Annotated in this window: 15 protein-coding genes; 8 read left to right on the top strand and 7 right to left on the bottom strand. The window is 66.9% G+C overall.

All coding sequences use genetic code 11. The features are described from left to right. Positions 1 to 177: 177 nt before the first annotated feature. On the bottom strand, positions 178 to 2,844 hold the full coding sequence (ppc, locus tag U1839_RS07925) for a phosphoenolpyruvate carboxylase (RefSeq protein ID WP_332803110.1): 2,667 nt from the start codon (positions 2,842 to 2,844) through the stop codon (positions 178 to 180). 668 nt (positions 2,845 to 3,512) lie between these two features. Between ppc and U1839_RS07930 the strand changes: the two genes are divergently transcribed. Further along, entirely contained in the window at positions 3,513 to 4,031 is a 519-nt protein-coding gene (locus U1839_RS07930; protein WP_332803111.1) for a helix-turn-helix domain-containing protein, read from the top strand. 26 nt (positions 4,032 to 4,057) lie between these two features. Here the strand turns inward: U1839_RS07930 and U1839_RS07935 are convergent, their stop codons facing one another. Then, positions 4,058 to 4,624: an HNH endonuclease gene (locus tag U1839_RS07935; protein WP_281126180.1), complete on the bottom strand. Its 567-nt coding sequence runs from the start codon at positions 4,622 to 4,624 to the stop codon at positions 4,058 to 4,060. A gap of 92 nt (positions 4,625 to 4,716) precedes the next feature. Between U1839_RS07935 and gluQRS the strand changes: the two genes are divergently transcribed. Genes gluQRS through U1839_RS07965 form a run of 6 tightly spaced genes read left to right on the top strand, consistent with a single transcriptional unit; the run spans position 4,717 to position 9,714 of the window. Further along, positions 4,717 to 5,577 carry a tRNA glutamyl-Q(34) synthetase GluQRS gene (gluQRS, locus tag U1839_RS07940; protein ID WP_332803112.1) on the top strand — a complete coding sequence of 287 codons (861 nt, stop codon included), beginning with the start codon at positions 4,717 to 4,719 and terminating at the stop codon, positions 5,575 to 5,577. A 9-nt stretch (positions 5,578 to 5,586) separates the two neighbouring features. Next, positions 5,587 to 5,823: a twin transmembrane helix small protein gene (locus U1839_RS07945; protein WP_332803113.1), complete on the top strand. Its 237-nt coding sequence runs from the start codon at positions 5,587 to 5,589 to the stop codon at positions 5,821 to 5,823. Between the two features lie 7 nt (positions 5,824 to 5,830). Continuing rightward, a complete protein-coding gene (locus tag U1839_RS07950) occupies positions 5,831 to 6,418 on the top strand; it encodes a cob(I)yrinic acid a,c-diamide adenosyltransferase (RefSeq protein ID WP_332803152.1) in 588 nt (195 codons plus the stop codon). Positions 6,419 to 6,467: 49 nt separating this feature from the next. Further along, entirely contained in the window at positions 6,468 to 7,727 is a 1,260-nt protein-coding gene (egtB, locus tag U1839_RS07955; RefSeq protein WP_332803114.1) for an ergothioneine biosynthesis protein EgtB, read from the top strand. 1 nt (position 7,728) lies between these two features. Next, a complete protein-coding gene (gene egtD / locus U1839_RS07960; protein ID WP_332803115.1) occupies positions 7,729 to 8,706 on the top strand; it encodes an L-histidine N(alpha)-methyltransferase in 978 nt (325 codons plus the stop codon). 48 nt (positions 8,707 to 8,754) lie between these two features. Further along, entirely contained in the window at positions 8,755 to 9,714 is a 960-nt protein-coding gene (locus U1839_RS07965; RefSeq protein ID WP_332803116.1) for a M15 family metallopeptidase, read from the top strand. 12 nt (positions 9,715 to 9,726) lie between these two features. On the opposite strand, the gene U1839_RS07970 is transcribed toward U1839_RS07965, so the two are convergent. After that, on the bottom strand, positions 9,727 to 10,815 hold the full coding sequence (locus U1839_RS07970) for a DUF1176 domain-containing protein (RefSeq protein ID WP_332803117.1): 1,089 nt from the start codon (positions 10,813 to 10,815) through the stop codon (positions 9,727 to 9,729). 25 nt (positions 10,816 to 10,840) lie between these two features. Here U1839_RS07970 and U1839_RS07975 point away from each other — a divergent pair, with 25 nt between their 5' ends. Continuing rightward, entirely contained in the window at positions 10,841 to 11,710 is an 870-nt protein-coding gene (locus U1839_RS07975) for a 3-hydroxyacyl-CoA dehydrogenase NAD-binding domain-containing protein (RefSeq protein WP_332803118.1), read from the top strand. 242 nt (positions 11,711 to 11,952) lie between these two features. Here the strand turns inward: U1839_RS07975 and U1839_RS07980 are convergent, their stop codons facing one another. Genes U1839_RS07980 through U1839_RS07995 form a run of 4 tightly spaced genes read right to left on the bottom strand, consistent with a single transcriptional unit; the run spans position 11,953 to position 14,609 of the window. Further along, a complete protein-coding gene (locus U1839_RS07980; RefSeq protein ID WP_332803119.1) occupies positions 11,953 to 12,408 on the bottom strand; it encodes an SRPBCC family protein in 456 nt (151 codons plus the stop codon). Continuing rightward, the gene (locus U1839_RS07985) at positions 12,405 to 12,791 is read right to left on the bottom strand and encodes a cytochrome C nitrite reductase (RefSeq protein WP_332803120.1); all 387 of its coding nucleotides are present in this window, start codon (positions 12,789 to 12,791) and stop codon (positions 12,405 to 12,407) included. Before U1839_RS07985 ends, U1839_RS07980 begins: the two co-directional genes overlap by 4 nt. Continuing rightward, the gene (locus tag U1839_RS07990) at positions 12,788 to 14,002 is read right to left on the bottom strand and encodes a molybdopterin-dependent oxidoreductase (protein WP_332803121.1); all 1,215 of its coding nucleotides are present in this window, start codon (positions 14,000 to 14,002) and stop codon (positions 12,788 to 12,790) included. The genes U1839_RS07985 and U1839_RS07990 overlap by 4 nt, the downstream gene beginning before the upstream one ends. Next, positions 13,995 to 14,609 carry an NADPH-dependent FMN reductase gene (locus U1839_RS07995; protein ID WP_332803122.1) on the bottom strand — a complete coding sequence of 205 codons (615 nt, stop codon included), beginning with the start codon at positions 14,607 to 14,609 and terminating at the stop codon, positions 13,995 to 13,997. Before U1839_RS07995 ends, U1839_RS07990 begins: the two co-directional genes overlap by 8 nt. Positions 14,610 to 14,752: the final 143 nt, after the last annotated feature.

The raw sequence follows: 14,752 nt of genomic DNA on the forward strand, positions 1-14,752 counted from the left end.
GGGACCGCGCAGCGGTGGAGGGGCTGGTCGGGAGCGACCAAGCCTCGAAAGTGATCATGCCGTTTGCCGGCGAAAGCTCCCGTGCCATGCGATGCACGCTTTCGACCAACCAGCCCCTCCACCACGCGCTGAAAAAGCGCGCGGTCCCCCTCCCCGTGCCGGGGAGGATCAAGAAGGCTACCCGCTGTTCCGCAACGCCGTCGCGATCGCGTTGATCGACAGCAAGATCCCCTCGCCGACCCGCGGATCGTCCTCGCCGGCGCGGTGGCGTTTCATCAGTTCGATCTGCAGCAGGTTGAGCGGCTCGATATAGGGCAGCCGCAGCCGGATCGATGCGTCGAGCGCCGGATGGTTCTCGAGCAGATGCGCCTGCCCCGTCACCGCCAGCAACCCGTCCTGCGCCTCGTGCCAGCCATCGCGGATGCGCGGGAAGATCGCGTCGCGCAGGCCCTTGTCCTCGACCAGTTCGGCATAACGTGCGGCGATGCCCATGTCCGACTTGGCGATGACCTGCTCCATATTGGCGAGCGAGGCGGCGAAGAACGGCCAGCCCTGCGCCATGTCGGCAAGCAGCGCCTTGTCCTCGAACGCGGCGATTGCTTGTCCGACGCCATACCAGCCCGGCAGCATCACCCGCGCCTGCGCCCAGCTGAACACCCAGGGGATCGCGCGCAGATCCTCGATCCGGTCGGATTTGGTGCGGCTCGCCGGGCGCGAGCCGATCTTGAGTCCCGCAATCTCGGCGATCGGCGTCATCTGGCGGAAAAAGGTGCGGAACCCCTCGGTGCCATAGACCAGCGCGCGATATTGCTCGAACGCGGTCGCCGACAGCGCGTCCATCGCCGCGCCGAAACGTCGCGTGTCGCTCGCCGACAAGGCATCGGGTTCGAGGCTGGCGAGCAAGGTCGCCGACGCCATCGCCTCGAGGTTGACCGCGGCGCTCTCGCGCGTGCCATATTTGCCGGCGATCACCTCACCTTGTTCGGTGATGCGGATGCGCCCCTGCACCGTCCCCGGCGGCTGCGCGCGGATCGCGGCAAAGGCCGATCCGCCACCGCGCCCAACCGCGCCGCCGCGCCCGTGAAACAGCTGCATCGCCACCCCGGCCGCCTCGAACACCGGCTTCAACGCGGTCGAGGCGCGCGACAGGCTCCAGGTCGAGGTCAGGTAACCGCCGTCCTTGTTGCTGTCGGAATAACCGATCATCACTTCCTGATAACCGCGCTGCGCCCCCAGCGCGCGGACCTCGGGCAGCGCGAACCATTCGGCCATGATGCCCGGTGCCGCCTCGAGGTCGCCGATCGTCTCGAACAGCGGCACCGCCATGATCGCGGCGTGCGGCAGATCGCCCGGGCAATAGAGGCCCGCTTCCTTGAGCAGTACATGCACCTCGAGCAGGTCGGACACCGACTGCGCCATCGACACGATATAGTTGGTGATGCACCCTGGCCCGTAACGGCGGTGCGCCGCCGCGGCGGCATGCGCGATGGCGAGTTCCGACGCGGTCTCATCGGAATAGGTCGCGAACGGGCTGGCCAGCGGACGCGCGCTCGACAGTTCGTGCCGCAACAGCGTGACGCGCTGCGATTCCGAAAGCATGGCGTAATCCGCCTCGACCCCGGCGACCTTGAGCAGCTCGGCGACGACGCGCTCATGCACCGCGCTGTTCTGCCGCAGGTCGAGCGTGGCGAGATGGAAGCCGAAAATCTCGACCGAACGGATCAGGCGCCCCAGCGCCCCGCCGGTGCCGAGCGCGCCGTCGCGCAGTCCCTTGGCGACGTCCTTCAGGTCGGCGCGAAATGCCTGCGGGTCGGGATAGGGCGCGCCGTCGAGCTTGCCCGGGCGCGGTGCCGGCTTGCCGGTCAGCGCGAGATGCGTCGCGGCAAGCCGGGCATAAATGCCCGACAGCGCGCGGCGATAGGGCTCGTCGGCGCGGCTCGCCGCGGTGTCGCCGCTCGCTTCGGCAAGTTCCGTCACCTCGGCATCGACCGTGACATGCTCGGTCGAGATCGACAGTTCGGCACCGAGCGCGTGCACGCCATCGAGATAGGCAACGAGCACCGCCTCGCTCGCCTTTGCCAGCGCGGTGGCGAGCGAGTCGGCGGTGACTAAGGGGTTGCCGTCGCGATCCCCGCCGATCCAGCTGCCGGGGCGCAAAAAGGCCGGCACGCGCGCCCCCAGCGCGCGGTCCCAGCGCTGGTAGAGCGCAGGCAGCGCCGGCACGAACACGTCGCGCAGATAACTCAGCGCGGTCTCGACCTCATCGGTGACGTAAAGCCGCTCGCGGCGCAGCACGCGCGTCTGCCACAACAGCGCGATCTGCCGCAGGATCGCCTCCTCGACCAGGTCGCCATCGGGCGTCTCGCTGCGCCCGGCATCCTTCATCGCCATCAGCTCGGCGATGCGGTTGCGATGGTCGATCATCGACTTGCGCCGCACCTCGGTCGGGTGCGCGGTCAGCACCGGCACGATCAGCGCGCGGTCGAGCAGCGCGATCACCTTGTCATGGTCGATGCCTTCGCCGGCCAGCCTGGCCAGCGCCGCCTCGACCGTCGCGCCCTGTTCGGCGGCGATGCCCTGGCGGTCCTCGGCCAGGTTGGCGAGCATCGAGAACAGCATGAAGCCGCGCACGAAATCGAGCGTCTCGTCGAGGCTGAGCCGATCGATCCCGAGGTCGACCGCGCCCTCATCGGCAATGCCGCGATGCCGGTCGACCGAGGTGGCGCGAATATATTCGGTACGCTTGAACAGCACCTCGCCGCCATAGGTGCGGATCACATCGCCGAGCAGGCGCCCGAGAAAGCGCACATCGGCGTTGTTGGCGATCGAGGGGAGGGTGGCCATGGGGCGATGCTGCACTGCGGTATCGGCGAGGTCAACGATGAAGGTATCGCGTCCGGGCTCCAGGCAAGATTATCGGCGTAAGTCGATTGGCCGCGCGCTAAGGCGGACTGGACGCGGGTTATTTAGGCGGTGGTGCATGTGGCACCGTAATCCATTCATTCCGTCGCAACAAATATTGTTAACACTATCGCTATAATTGCAGCAGAAGTGGCAAATAATATTGCCGAATGCATTATATACAGGACCGAAATTGGCCCTGATTTGAAAAAACTAGCGACTAAGCCAAACAAAGCGCCGAAGGAAGCTCCAAATATTATCTGATTTACACACCTACGAGCCCAAGCAAAACTCTTCCACTCATCTTTCATGATCATTTTTCCTTCACAGATACGCAAGCATTCGCTCAACATACCCAGAAAATCGCTCTAGCCTGATGAAGATTGGATTCCGGTGACGGGTGCAACAACCCTTAACCCGAACTCCCGGAGCACGGAGAAATATAACCCTCCTGCCGACCCCTGACAAAACTATCCAACCCCCGGCGGGCAGCTATGTTAAATTCGACAGATCTCCGCGAAAACGGCCGCGAGCCAGTTTCCCGACCTCTCGCCAACTCAACCCCACAGCGTGATTCAACATCCCACGCACACCTACTATCTCCCGCCGCCATGCCCGCCGGACACCCCACCCCCTACAAGCCCGAATACGCCGCCACCGCCCGGCGGCTGTGCCGCAACGGCGCGACCGATATCGAGGTCGCCGATATCCTCGGCATCTCGGTCCGCACCTTTTATCGCTGGTGCCTGCTCCATGACGATTTCACCGCCGCCGTGCGCGTCGGCAAGGACGCCGCCGATGATCGCGTCGAGCGCGCGCTATATCAGCGTTCGGTCGGTTACGATTATGTCGCGGAAAAGATCGTCACCCCGCGTGGCGGCGCGCCGATCGCCATGCCCTTCATGGTCCATGTCCCCGCCGATGTCCGCGCTGCCTTGCACTGGCTCGCCATCCGCCGGCCCAAACCCTGGGCGCGCACGCCCGATGAACCCGAAATCGACATCGCCCGCCTCGTCGCCGAGGGTCGCCAACGCGTCGCGCGCGAAAGCGCGAAGCAGGCGGTCGTCGACAAGACGCGTTTCGTCGCCGCCGTCGAAGCCGAGGTCGCGCGGCGCATGGCCTCGCCATGAGCGGCGTCGCGCGACTGCGTCGTGCCTCAGGCTTCCAGCTCGACATCCCAATAAAGCCAGTCGTGCCAGGTATCGTGGAGGAAATTGGGCGGGAAGCGCCGGCCATGTTCCTGCAGATGCCAGTTGGTCGGTCGGATCGCGGCGATGTGCAGCGGCATGCCGGCCTGTTTCGGCGTCCGCCCGCCCTTCTTGAGGTTGCACGGCGCGCAGGCGGTGACGACATTCTCCCAGGTCGTCCGCCCGCCCTGCGCGCGCGGCACGACATGGTCGAAGGTCAGGTCGCGACCGCAACCGCAATATTGGCACGCGAACTTGTCGCGCAGGAACAGGTTGAAGCGCGTGAAGGCCGGGAAGGCGCTCGGCCGGACATAGGATTTCAGCGCGATCACCGAGGGCAGTTTGAGGCTGTGCGTCGGGCTGCGCACCTCGCGCTCATAATGCGCGACGATGTCGACCCGATCCAAAAAGACCGCCTTGACGGCGGTCTGCCACGGCCAGACCGACAACGGATAATAACTCAGCGGGGTGTAATCGGCGTTGAGCACCAACGCCGGGCAACCGTCGGGATGGCGGATCAGATCGGGATGATACACGAGGCTCCCCCTTTGCGTTCTGAACGGCTACAACCCGATCAGGATGACGCCATGATGACAGCACAGCGCGCGACTCGCGGTCAAGGGCCGGTTTGAGCGAAATTGTCACGCGATTCGCACCGAGCCCGACGGGCCTGTTGCATCTCGGCCACGCCTGGTCGGCGATCCAGGCGCATGATCGCGCGCGAGGGAGCGCCGGGCGCTTCCTGCTGCGGATCGAGGATATCGACGGGACACGCAGCCGCGAAAGCTTCGTCGCGGCGATCGAGCAGGATCTGCACTGGCTCGGGCTGGACTGGGACGGGCCGGTGCTGCGGCAGTCGCAGCGTCTCCCTTTCTACGAGGTCGCGCTCGATCGGCTCAAGGCGCTCGGGCTGCTCTATCCCTGCTTCTGCACCCGCGCCGAAATCGCCGCGAGCCTGTCGGCGCCGCATGGCGATGCCGGGCCGATCTATCCCGGCACTTGCCGCCATCTGCCCAATGAAGAACGGTCGCGGCGGCTGGCCGGCGAGCAACATGCCTGGCGACTCGACATGGCGGCGGCGATCGCCCGTGCCGGCCCGCTGGCATGGGATGACGAGCTGGCCGGGACGATCGCCGCGACGCCGGCGATGCACGGCGACGTGATCCTCGCGCGCAAGGATGCGCCGGCCAGCTATCACCTCGCCGTCACCGTCGACGATGCCGCGCAGGGCGTGAGCCATGTCGTGCGCGGCCGCGACCTGTTCGCCGCGACGCATGTCCACCGCCTGCTCCAGGCGTTGCTTGCCCTGCCGACCCCGGTCTATCGCCACCACGCGCTGATCGGCGGCCCCGACGGGCGCCGTCTCGCCAAGCGCGATCGCGCGCCGACGCTGGCCGATCTGCGCGCCACCGGCCAGGACGGCACAGCCCTAACGGGCATGCTGCGCAGCGGCCGTCCGCCCATTGGCTTTTCGCTGGTGGAGGACTAGATTGTCGCCATGAATACTCTCGTCATCATTCTCATCATCGCGGCGATGATCGCCACGGTCACCTTCCTCGTGCGCGGCATCGTCGCGTTCCTCGCGAACTCGACCGCGGAAGTGCATGGCGAGCAGGGCAAGGGTCCGAGCGCGGCGGCGCTAAAGTCGAACAAGATGATGCAGGGCCGCATCCTGTTCCAGGCGATCACCGTCGTTCTGGTCGTCATCCTGTTCTTCCTCGCCGGCAAGCGCTGAGGCTGTCCTGGTCAAGCTCAACAAGATCTACACCCGCACCGGCGACGACGGCACGACGGGGCTGGTCGACGGGTCGCGCGTGCTCAAGAGTACCGCGCTGATCGGCGCGATCGGCGATGTCGATGAGGCCAACAGCGCGATCGGCGTGGCAATCGCCGAGATTCGCGGCGCCGCGCTCGGCGCGACCAGTTCCGCCTTCTGGCTGATCACCCTGCTCGAGCGCATTCAGAACGACCTGTTCGATCTCGGCGCCGATCTCGCCACGCCGGAGGCGACACCTGGCGAGGCGTTGCGCATCCTGCCCGGCCAGGTCGCGCGGCTCGAGCAGGAAATCGATTCGTTAAACGAACAACTCTCCCCGCTGACCAGCTTCATCCTGCCCGGCGGCAGCCGCGCCGCGGCGGCGATGCACGTGGCGCGCGCCACCGTCCGCCGCGCCGAGCGCAGCGCAATTCGCGCTGCGGGCACGGTACCGATCAGTGCCGATTGTGTCGCGTATCTCAACCGTCTGTCGGATTATCTGTTCGTTGCCGCGCGAATATTGAACCAGAACGACGCTGGCGACGTTCTGTGGCGACCGGGCGCAACACGCTGACCATCACCCGGTTGCAAAATGCGATCGGTTCTGGGAAAAGGCGAACATAATGCGAACATCGCTTTCTCCGCGGCGCGCTGACGCCGATCTTGCGACGCTTTATGCGCGCGTGCGCGGGTTGAGCGAGGCGCTGGTCGCGCCGCTCAGCGACGCCGATGCCAGCGTCCAGTCGATGCCCGATGCCTCGCCGGCGAAATGGCACCTCGCGCACACCAGCTGGTTCTTCGAGACCTTCGTGCTGCGCGACGGCGTGCCCGGCTATAATCTGTTCGACGACCGCTTCCCCTTCCTGTTCAACAGCTATTACGAGGCCGAGGGCAGCCGCCATGCGCGCGACCGGCGCGGTATGATCACCCGGCCCTCGCTTGCCGAGGTCTTGGCCTATCGCCGTCATGTCGACGCCGCGCTGATCGCCGCGCTCGACGACTTGCCTGCTGCGGTGCGCGATCTCGTGACTTTGGGCTGCCATCACGAGCAGCAGCATCAGGAATTGCTGCTCACCGACCTGCTCCACTTGATGGCGCAAAATCCGGTCGAGCCGGCGGTGTGGACGGGTGGCGCCAAGGTGCCGGTGGCGATGCCGGGCCGGCTCGGTTGGCTCGATCATCCCGGCGGCGTGGTCGAGATCGGGCATGCCGGCGCCGGCTTCGCCTTCGATTGCGAGACGCCGCGTCACCGGGCGCTGCTTGCGCCGCATGCGCTGGCGGATCGTACCGTCACCAACGGCGAATGGGCCGCCTTCATCGCCGATGGCGGTTATGCCGATCCGCGCCACTGGCTGTCGGACGGCTGGGCATGGGTCAAGGGCAATGCCATCGCCGCGCCGCTTTATTGGGAGCAGCGTGATGGCGGCTGGACGCGCTTCGGGCTCGACGGGCGCCGCGCGATCGATCCCGCCGCGCCGGTGACGCATATCAGCTTCTACGAGGCCGATGCCTATGCCGCCTGGGCCGGCGCGCGGCTGCCGACCGAGGCCGAATGGGAAGTCGCCGCCGCACCGTTCGATCCCGCCGGCGGCAACCAGCTCGATGCCGCCGGCCCGGTCGAGCCGCGCCCCGCGACCGAAGGTCACGGCTTCTTCGGCGATGTGTGGGAATGGACCGGCAGCGCCTATCGTCCCTATCCCGGCTTCCGCGCGGCGGAAGGCGCGGTCGGCGAATATAATGGCAAGTTCATGAGCGGGCAGTGCGTGCTGCGCGGCAGCTCCTGCGCCACGCCGCGTGGCCATAGCCGCGCCAGCTACCGCAACTTCTTTTACCCGCACCAGCGCTGGCAGTTCACCGGCGTGCGGCTGGCAAGGGATCTCTAGGATGTTGAAGCGCGAAGTCGAAGACGGCGACGTCACCCTGGCAGACCCGGCGTTCCGCGCGGATGTGCTCAACGGCCTGGCGACGCGCCCGCGCGCGATCCCGGCGCGCTGGTTCTACGACCGGCGCGGTTCGGAACTGTTCGAGGCGATCACCGACCTGCCCGAATATTATCCGACCCGCACCGAGATGGGCATCCTGCGCGATCGCATCGCCGAGGTCGCCGCGCTTGCCGGCGCGGGCCGCGCGGTGGTCGAGTTCGGCTCGGGCTCGTCGACCAAGACGCCGATCGTGCTCGGCGCGCTGAACCCGTCGGCCTATGTGCCGATCGACATTTCGGGCGACTTTCTGCGCGCCTCGTCGGCGGGCATCGCGGCGGCCTTTCCCGGCCTGCCGGTGCTGCCGCTCGAAGGCGATTTCATGCACCGGTTGACGCTGCCGCCGCAGGTCGCTGCCTTGCCCAAGCTCGGTTTCTTTCCCGGCTCGACGATCGGCAACATGATCCCGCTCGCCTCGACCGACCTGCTGCGCGCGATGCGCGAGTCGCTCGGCGAGGGCGCGATGCTGTTGATCGGCATGGACCGGGTGAAGGACGAACAGACTCTGGTGCGCGCCTATGACGATGCGCAGGGCGTGACCGCAGCGTTCAACCTGAACCTGCTCGAACGCATCAACCGCGAGCTCGACGGCACGATCCCGCTCGACAAGTTCCGCCACGTCGCGCGCTGGAACGACGAGCGCAGCCGTATCGAGATGCACCTCGAAGCGTCCGAGGATGTGTCCTTCACCGTCGAGGGCCGCCCGTTCACGATCGCGGCGGGCGAGACGATCCACACCGAGAACAGCCACAAATACGGCCCGCGCGACGCGCGTATCCTACTCCGCGCCGGCGGCTGGACGCCGATCGCCGAATGGACCGACGCGGCCGATCAGTTCGCGCTGATCCTCGCCGAGGCGCAGGCGCCGCGCCCCGCGCCCTGATATCTGACGGGTTGCCCGTCCTGCTGCGACACCGCATGTAGGCGCACGATGCGAGCCCTGGTTGCGACGATCCTGATGGCGCTGGCCGGAACTCCGGTCATGGCGTCGCCGCGCCACGCCCCTGACCTGACACTCGTCGGAAGCTATGGTGCGGCCGAGGGCGACGCGATGATCCTCGAACGCGGCGGGGCATTGTACCTCGCGCGGACCGGCGCCCCGCAGGTTCGCCTGATCGCGGCGGGGCGGCATCGTTACCGCGCCGGCGCCAGCATCGTCATCATCGCCCCCGACAGCATCATCGTCGATGGTCGTACCTTCCCCCGGCACGATTTCGGCGCGGAAACCGAGGCGGCGATACGCGCGGTCGTCCGCCACGACGGCGCTGCATTGCGCGCCGCGGCGCTCGCCGCGCGCCCGCCGGTCGAGCCCGCGATACGCCGCGCCAGCGACCTGGTCCCGCTCGGCGGCCTGGTGCCGCATGTCCGGATCGACACCCGTTATGCCACCGCCAACAACTTCACCGGCCAGCCGATCTACGAGCGCCCCGGCGCCTATCTCCAGCGCCCCGCCGCGCAGGCGCTGGCACTCGTGGCAGCCCGACTGGCGCGGCGCGGCTTCGGGCTGATCATCTACGATGCCTACCGGCCGTGGTTCGCCACCAAGCTGTTCTGGGACGTCGTCCCGCCCGAGAAGCATGCCTTCGTCGCCGATCCGGCCAAGGGGTCGCGGCACAATCGCGGCTGTGCCGTCGATCTGGGGCTGTACGATCTGCGCACCGGCGCCATCGTTCCAATGCCCAGCCGCTATGACGAGATGTCGGTGCGCGCCGCGCCCGATTTCGTCGGCGGCACCGCTGCGGAACGCGCGCACCGTGACCTGTTGCGCGACGCGATGGAAAGCGAGGGCTTTACGGTCAACTACAGCGAATGGTGGCATTTCGACTATCGCGACTGGGCCGATTATCCGATCGGCACCGTCAGCTTCACCCAGCTCGAAGCCAGGCGGTAGGCCATTCGCGTCCTAACGCCGATCCACTACCGCTCGCCATACTGTCAGCCAGTTCACCTGGTTGGCACATATGTCCATGCGTTCCTGGTCAACGAGCCGGAAGGAACGACCATCCCAGACATAGCTCTCGCTGTCGCCACAGTCGCCGAAGCCGCGCCCTTTTGTTTGGCTGAACAAAGTGGCGGTTTCCGGATCCCAACCCGCATTGGACAGTCCCGGCACGCTATCGCCGCTGTCCGAATTGTCGTTTTCCGCCGGCCAATCGAAGATGGCGAGCGCCGGCTTGCCAGCGACGACCACGAAGGGGATTGTTATGACATTATACGCCCCCGCTTCGCACGGCAGCAGCACCAAGGTGGCGCCGCCGCCGATCGCCACCCCGGTGATCGGTTCGTTGATCGAGATGTCGCAGGCTTCATTTTTCGACAGCGCACGGATCGTGCGGATCAATGCCGGGGTTACCGGAGCGGCGACACCGCCGGCGCGAACCGCGGTGATATGAGGTAGAACGGCGGCAGGAGGCACCGTGCTGGCCAGCCTCTCACCTTTGGCCATCACGGCGGTCACCGTCCCGGCGCGGCCTTGCTCGGCATCGATGAAGCGCAGTGCTGCAGCGCTGCCGTCGAGCGAAACATGGCTGGGCTTGGCATTGCCGCCCCCCAGAAGCGTCATATGTTCGCCCGTCGCCATTGCGGCTACGATACGACGCGCCGCGTCGCCGCGCAGGGTCAGATCGTCGCGCTCGGTCACGCCGCCGCCAAACGTTGTACCGTCGATGACGATATGCGCGTTGCGGCCACGTTGCTGGGAAGCACTCACATCGACGGTGAAACCCCCTGTCGGCCCCGGCTCGCGCACGATCGAACAGTCGGCTTGCTCGGCGGGCGCATCTTCGTCGACCGCCTTGCCCGGACCGGTATCCGGGTGCAGCGCGGTCATTTCACACCGACGGAGATTGTCGCAGGCCACCTCCCATTTGCCGAAGGTCTCGATCTTGCCCGGATGCGGCGCGGTCGCCGTAACGGCGAGCAAAAGGAATGGCAGCATCGGCATGGTTTCACTTCTAGCCTGCCCGTTCCCAAGGCGATAGGAGCCGCGCAAGATCAGCCATTCGGAGCGAAGCGACATGCAGACGGTAGGCGTCATCGGCGCGGGACAGATGGGCGCGGGGATTGCGCAGGTTTCGGCGCAGGCGGGGTACAAGGTGCTGCTTTCCGACGTCGACTTTGCGCGCGCCGAGGCCGGCAAGGCGGGGATCGCCAGGGCGCTCGACCGGCTCGTCACCAAGGAAAAGATCACCGCCGACGCGCGCGACACCACGCTCGCGCTGATCGAGCCGGTCGCCGGCGTCGAGGCGATGGCGCCGTGCTTTCTCGTCATCGAGGCGGCGACCGAGCGCGAGGAGATCAAGCGCGCGATCTTCGCCAATGTCGGCAAGGTGCTCGGCCCCGACGCGGTGCTCGCCTCGAACACCTCGTCGATCCCGATCACGCGGCTCGCCCAGGCGGCGCCCGATGCCGCGCGTTTCACCGGCGTGCACTTCTTCAATCCGGTGCCGGTGATGGGCCTGATCGAACTGATCCGCGGCCTCGCCACCAGCGACGCGACGGTCAGGATCGTCGAGGATTATGCCGTGACGCTCGGCAAGCAGGTGGTGCACGCCAATGATGCGCCCGGTTTCATCGTCAACCGCGTGCTGATGCCGATGATCAACGAGGCCTGCTTCGCGCTCGGCGAGGGCGTGGCGACGATCCGTGACATCGACCTCGCCTGCCAGCTCGGCCTCAACCACCCGATGGGCCCGCTCACGCTGGCCGATTTCATCGGTCTCGACACCTGCCTCGAAATCACCCGCGTGCTGTTCGAGGGTACCGGCGACCCCAAGTTCCGTCCCGCGCCCGTGCTGGTCAAATATGTCGAGGCCGGCTGGTACGGCCGCAAGACCGGCCGCGGCTTCTACGATTATTCGGGCGCGGAGCCTGTGCCGACGCGGTGAATGGGGGCGGTTCGCTGTTCGTGTGAAGGCCAATCCGGCCGGGTCGCATCCGGCCGGCGTAAGAAATTTGGTTCGCGCGGAGGCGCGGAGGCGCGGAGATGGTGCGCTTGGCGCGCCCGTTATGCGCCGCCGCAAATCTCTTGCAAGGTGGCAGCGTTGGTTGCCTTCTTTGCTGCGCGATGTCGCTGCCAGGGGCGCGACCCCTCCGCGCCTCCGCGCGAACAAATCTTCTTCTTCTCGCGTCAGGCCGCCAGCGCCTCGAGCCATTTCTGGTGCCACGCTTCCATCCGCGTCGGAAAGAGCAGCCGGCCGGCGCGGGCGACGAGGCCGTATTGCGTTTCCTCGGTCAGGATCGTGCAGCCGGTCGGCGTCGGGGTTATCAGCCAGGCATGATAGGCCTTCACGCCGATGCCGGTGGCGAGCCAGGCGATGCGGCTGTCGGGTTCGAACTCGAGTACGCGCGACTTGAGCGCCACGCCGAAGGTTTTCCACGTGAAACGTGCGCCGTCGAACAGTTCGGCGCCGCCGCCCTCGATCTTCACGTCCTGCGCATTGGCATAGATTGCCGGCCAGCCCGCGGCGTGGATCAGCCGGGTCCAGGCGACGCTTGCCGGTACGGCGGCGTCGATGCGGTTGACGACATGGATCGGCGCCTCATCCGGGGCGTAGCCCTTGAGCCAGCGGATCCCGTCGCTCATTTCGCCGTGTCGCGCTGCGCCGGCAGGGCGGTCAGTGCGGCGACCAGTTTCGCATCGTCGGCCGGGTCGATCGTCGCGTGATAGGCCTTGCGCATCTTGTCGATCGTCGCCTGCCATTTGTCGGCGGCGAGGTGCGGCTGGTTGAGGATCATCTCGGGCGAATGGCAGGCGGTGCAATTGACCGTCAGCAACTCACCTTCCGTGCCGGACGCGAAGGCGATCTTCTCGTCGGGCAGGGCGAGCGTCTGCGAGGTCAGCGTGACGCCGGCCGCCGCGACGCTGGTCGTCGTTTCGGTGACCGCCGGCGGACGATGCGTCAGCCAATAGCCGCCGAACAGGAGGGCGACGATGCCGATGGCGAGAAGCGCGATCCGCCGCATCATGCCACGCTCACCGCGATGCTCTCGATCGCACTGCGCATGAAGCCGCTCGGATTCCAGATCGGGTCGAAGACCTGCGTCACGCCCGCGCTGTTGGTGCAGCGTACCGCCAGCGTGTAATTGCCACGCGCCGGGGCGGCGATGGTCTTGCGCCACAGCCGGAAGCTGTAGCGACCCTCGTCATTGCCCAGTGTGGCGGCATGCCAGCTGCGCCCGCCGTCCGACGACAGCTCGACCGCCTTGACGCCATGATCGCCGCCCAGCGCAATGCCGCGCAGCGCGATCGGCGCGTCCGCCGGTAGCGTCGCGCCATCGGACATGCTGGTAAAGAAGGCGCGCGGCACCATGCTGTTGATCGGCGTGGTCGGGAAATCCTTCGCGCCCGGCACGACATTGGCGCGCGGCGCGGTGGGGATGCGATAGGCCTTGTCCATCCAGTAACCGCTGTCGGGCTTGTCGAGCAGCTCGAGCTTGTCCAGCGCCTTGACCCAATAGGTGGAATACCAGCCCGGCACGATCAGCCGCAGCGGAAAGCCGTTGAGCAGCGGGAGTTGCGTGCCGTTCATCTGGAAGGCGATCATCACCTCACCGTCCATGGCGTGCGCGATGTCGAGCGACTTGGCGAAGGCGGGCGCGTCGCCCGGCGGCTGATCGAGCCCCGAGGCGCGCACCTGCACCGCGCCCGGCGCGACGCCGGCGCGGTCGAGCACGTCCTTCAGCCGCACGCCGACCCATTTGGCGTTGCCCATCGCGCCATTGCCCCATTGCGCGCCGGGCACGCGCGGGGCGAACAGGCCGCGCGAATTGCCCGAGCACTGATTGACCGCGGCAAGTTCGACGCGCGGCATCGCGAGCAGGTCGCCGAGCGACAGCGACAGGTCGCGCTTGACCGCACCGACCACCGCGAGGCGGAAGCGGTGGACGTCGACCGACAGCGGGATGTCCGAATAGTGCCAGCGCACGAAGAAGCGGTCGTTGGGCGTGAAGACCTGGCCATCGAACGCCGCCATCGGCGTTTCGAGCAGCGGCGCGCGGCTGCGCTGCAGGATCATGCCCTTCTTGCCGGGAAAGGCGTCCGTGGTCGGCCGGGTGCCGTTGCCGCCGGGCAGATGCAGGTCTACCGACGACGCGGCGAGCGATTGCGCCCAGAGCGGCGCGCTCGCCAGTCCGGCACCGAGCAGCCCCAAGGCGTGGCGGCGATCCAGCTCAGCCATCTGCTTCCTGCGGGCTGCGTGCCATCGAGGCGGCGAGCGGTGCGAAGCGCGCGACCTGGCGCCCGACCATGCACAATTGCTCGACCACTGCCGGGTCGCTCGCGCCCCCCATATCGTCGAACTTGGTCGCCGCCGAATTGATCGCGGCGGCGAACGGCGTCGGCCAGCCGCGCAGTGCATGGACGATCGAGCGCAATGCGGCGATCGTCGAGCCGGTCGCCTGCCAGCCATAGGCGGTGGCGATCAGCCCGACCGGCATATCGGCGAGATAGGGGCGGGCAGGGTCGCGCGCGGTCTCTTCGAGCAGGTCGAGCGCGTTCTTCACCACGCCCGAAATGCTGCCATGATAACCCGGTGAGGCGATGATCAGCGCCGAGGCGCCGCGCACGGTATCGACGAAATCCTGTTCCTGCGCGGTGCGGCTGGCGGCCTTGGGATCATAAAGCGGCAGTCGCGCCATGTCCTCGCCGCCGAACAGGCGGGTGCGAAAGCCTTCGCGGCCGGCGGCGTCGAGTGCGATGCGGAGCGCGCGCTCGGTCGACGAAATCCCGCCGATCGTGCCGCCGATCCCCACGACCAAGGGTTGAGATGCGTCGCTGTCGGCCATGCACTTGTCTTCCGTTCGTCCGGCTTGCGGGAGCCTAGTCCTACCCTCCCGGATCTTAGAAAAGAACAGCCCATCTTACCACCCGACGTCACCCTGAACTCGTTTGGCACTTATCCCCTTCGGACATTTAGGTCCGGTTTCGG

It is taken from the genome of Parasphingomonas halimpatiens, assembly GCF_036663795.1.
Classification (GTDB): domain Bacteria; phylum Pseudomonadota; class Alphaproteobacteria; order Sphingomonadales; family Sphingomonadaceae; genus Sphingomonas.

Coding starts and splice junctions, on each gene's coding strand:
- U1839_RS07995 (WP_332803122.1), bottom strand. CDS start 14,609: ATGGCCGACAGCGACGCATCTCAACCCTTGGTCGTGGGGATCGGCGGC.
- U1839_RS07965 (WP_332803116.1), top strand. CDS start 8,755: ATGCGAGCCCTGGTTGCGACGATCCTGATGGCGCTGGCCGGAACTCCG.
- egtB (WP_332803114.1), top strand. CDS start 6,468: ATGCGAACATCGCTTTCTCCGCGGCGCGCTGACGCCGATCTTGCGACG.
- U1839_RS07975 (WP_332803118.1), top strand. CDS start 10,841: ATGCAGACGGTAGGCGTCATCGGCGCGGGACAGATGGGCGCGGGGATT.
- U1839_RS07930 (WP_332803111.1), top strand. CDS start 3,513: ATGCCCGCCGGACACCCCACCCCCTACAAGCCCGAATACGCCGCCACC.
- U1839_RS07985 (WP_332803120.1), bottom strand. CDS start 12,791: ATGATGCGGCGGATCGCGCTTCTCGCCATCGGCATCGTCGCCCTCCTG.
- ppc (WP_332803110.1), bottom strand. CDS start 2,844: ATGGCCACCCTCCCCTCGATCGCCAACAACGCCGATGTGCGCTTTCTC.
- egtD (WP_332803115.1), top strand. CDS start 7,729: ATGTTGAAGCGCGAAGTCGAAGACGGCGACGTCACCCTGGCAGACCCG.
- U1839_RS07990 (WP_332803121.1), bottom strand. CDS start 14,002: ATGGCTGAGCTGGATCGCCGCCACGCCTTGGGGCTGCTCGGTGCCGGA.
- U1839_RS07945 (WP_332803113.1), top strand. CDS start 5,587: ATGAATACTCTCGTCATCATTCTCATCATCGCGGCGATGATCGCCACG.
- U1839_RS07980 (WP_332803119.1), bottom strand. CDS start 12,408: ATGAGCGACGGGATCCGCTGGCTCAAGGGCTACGCCCCGGATGAGGCG.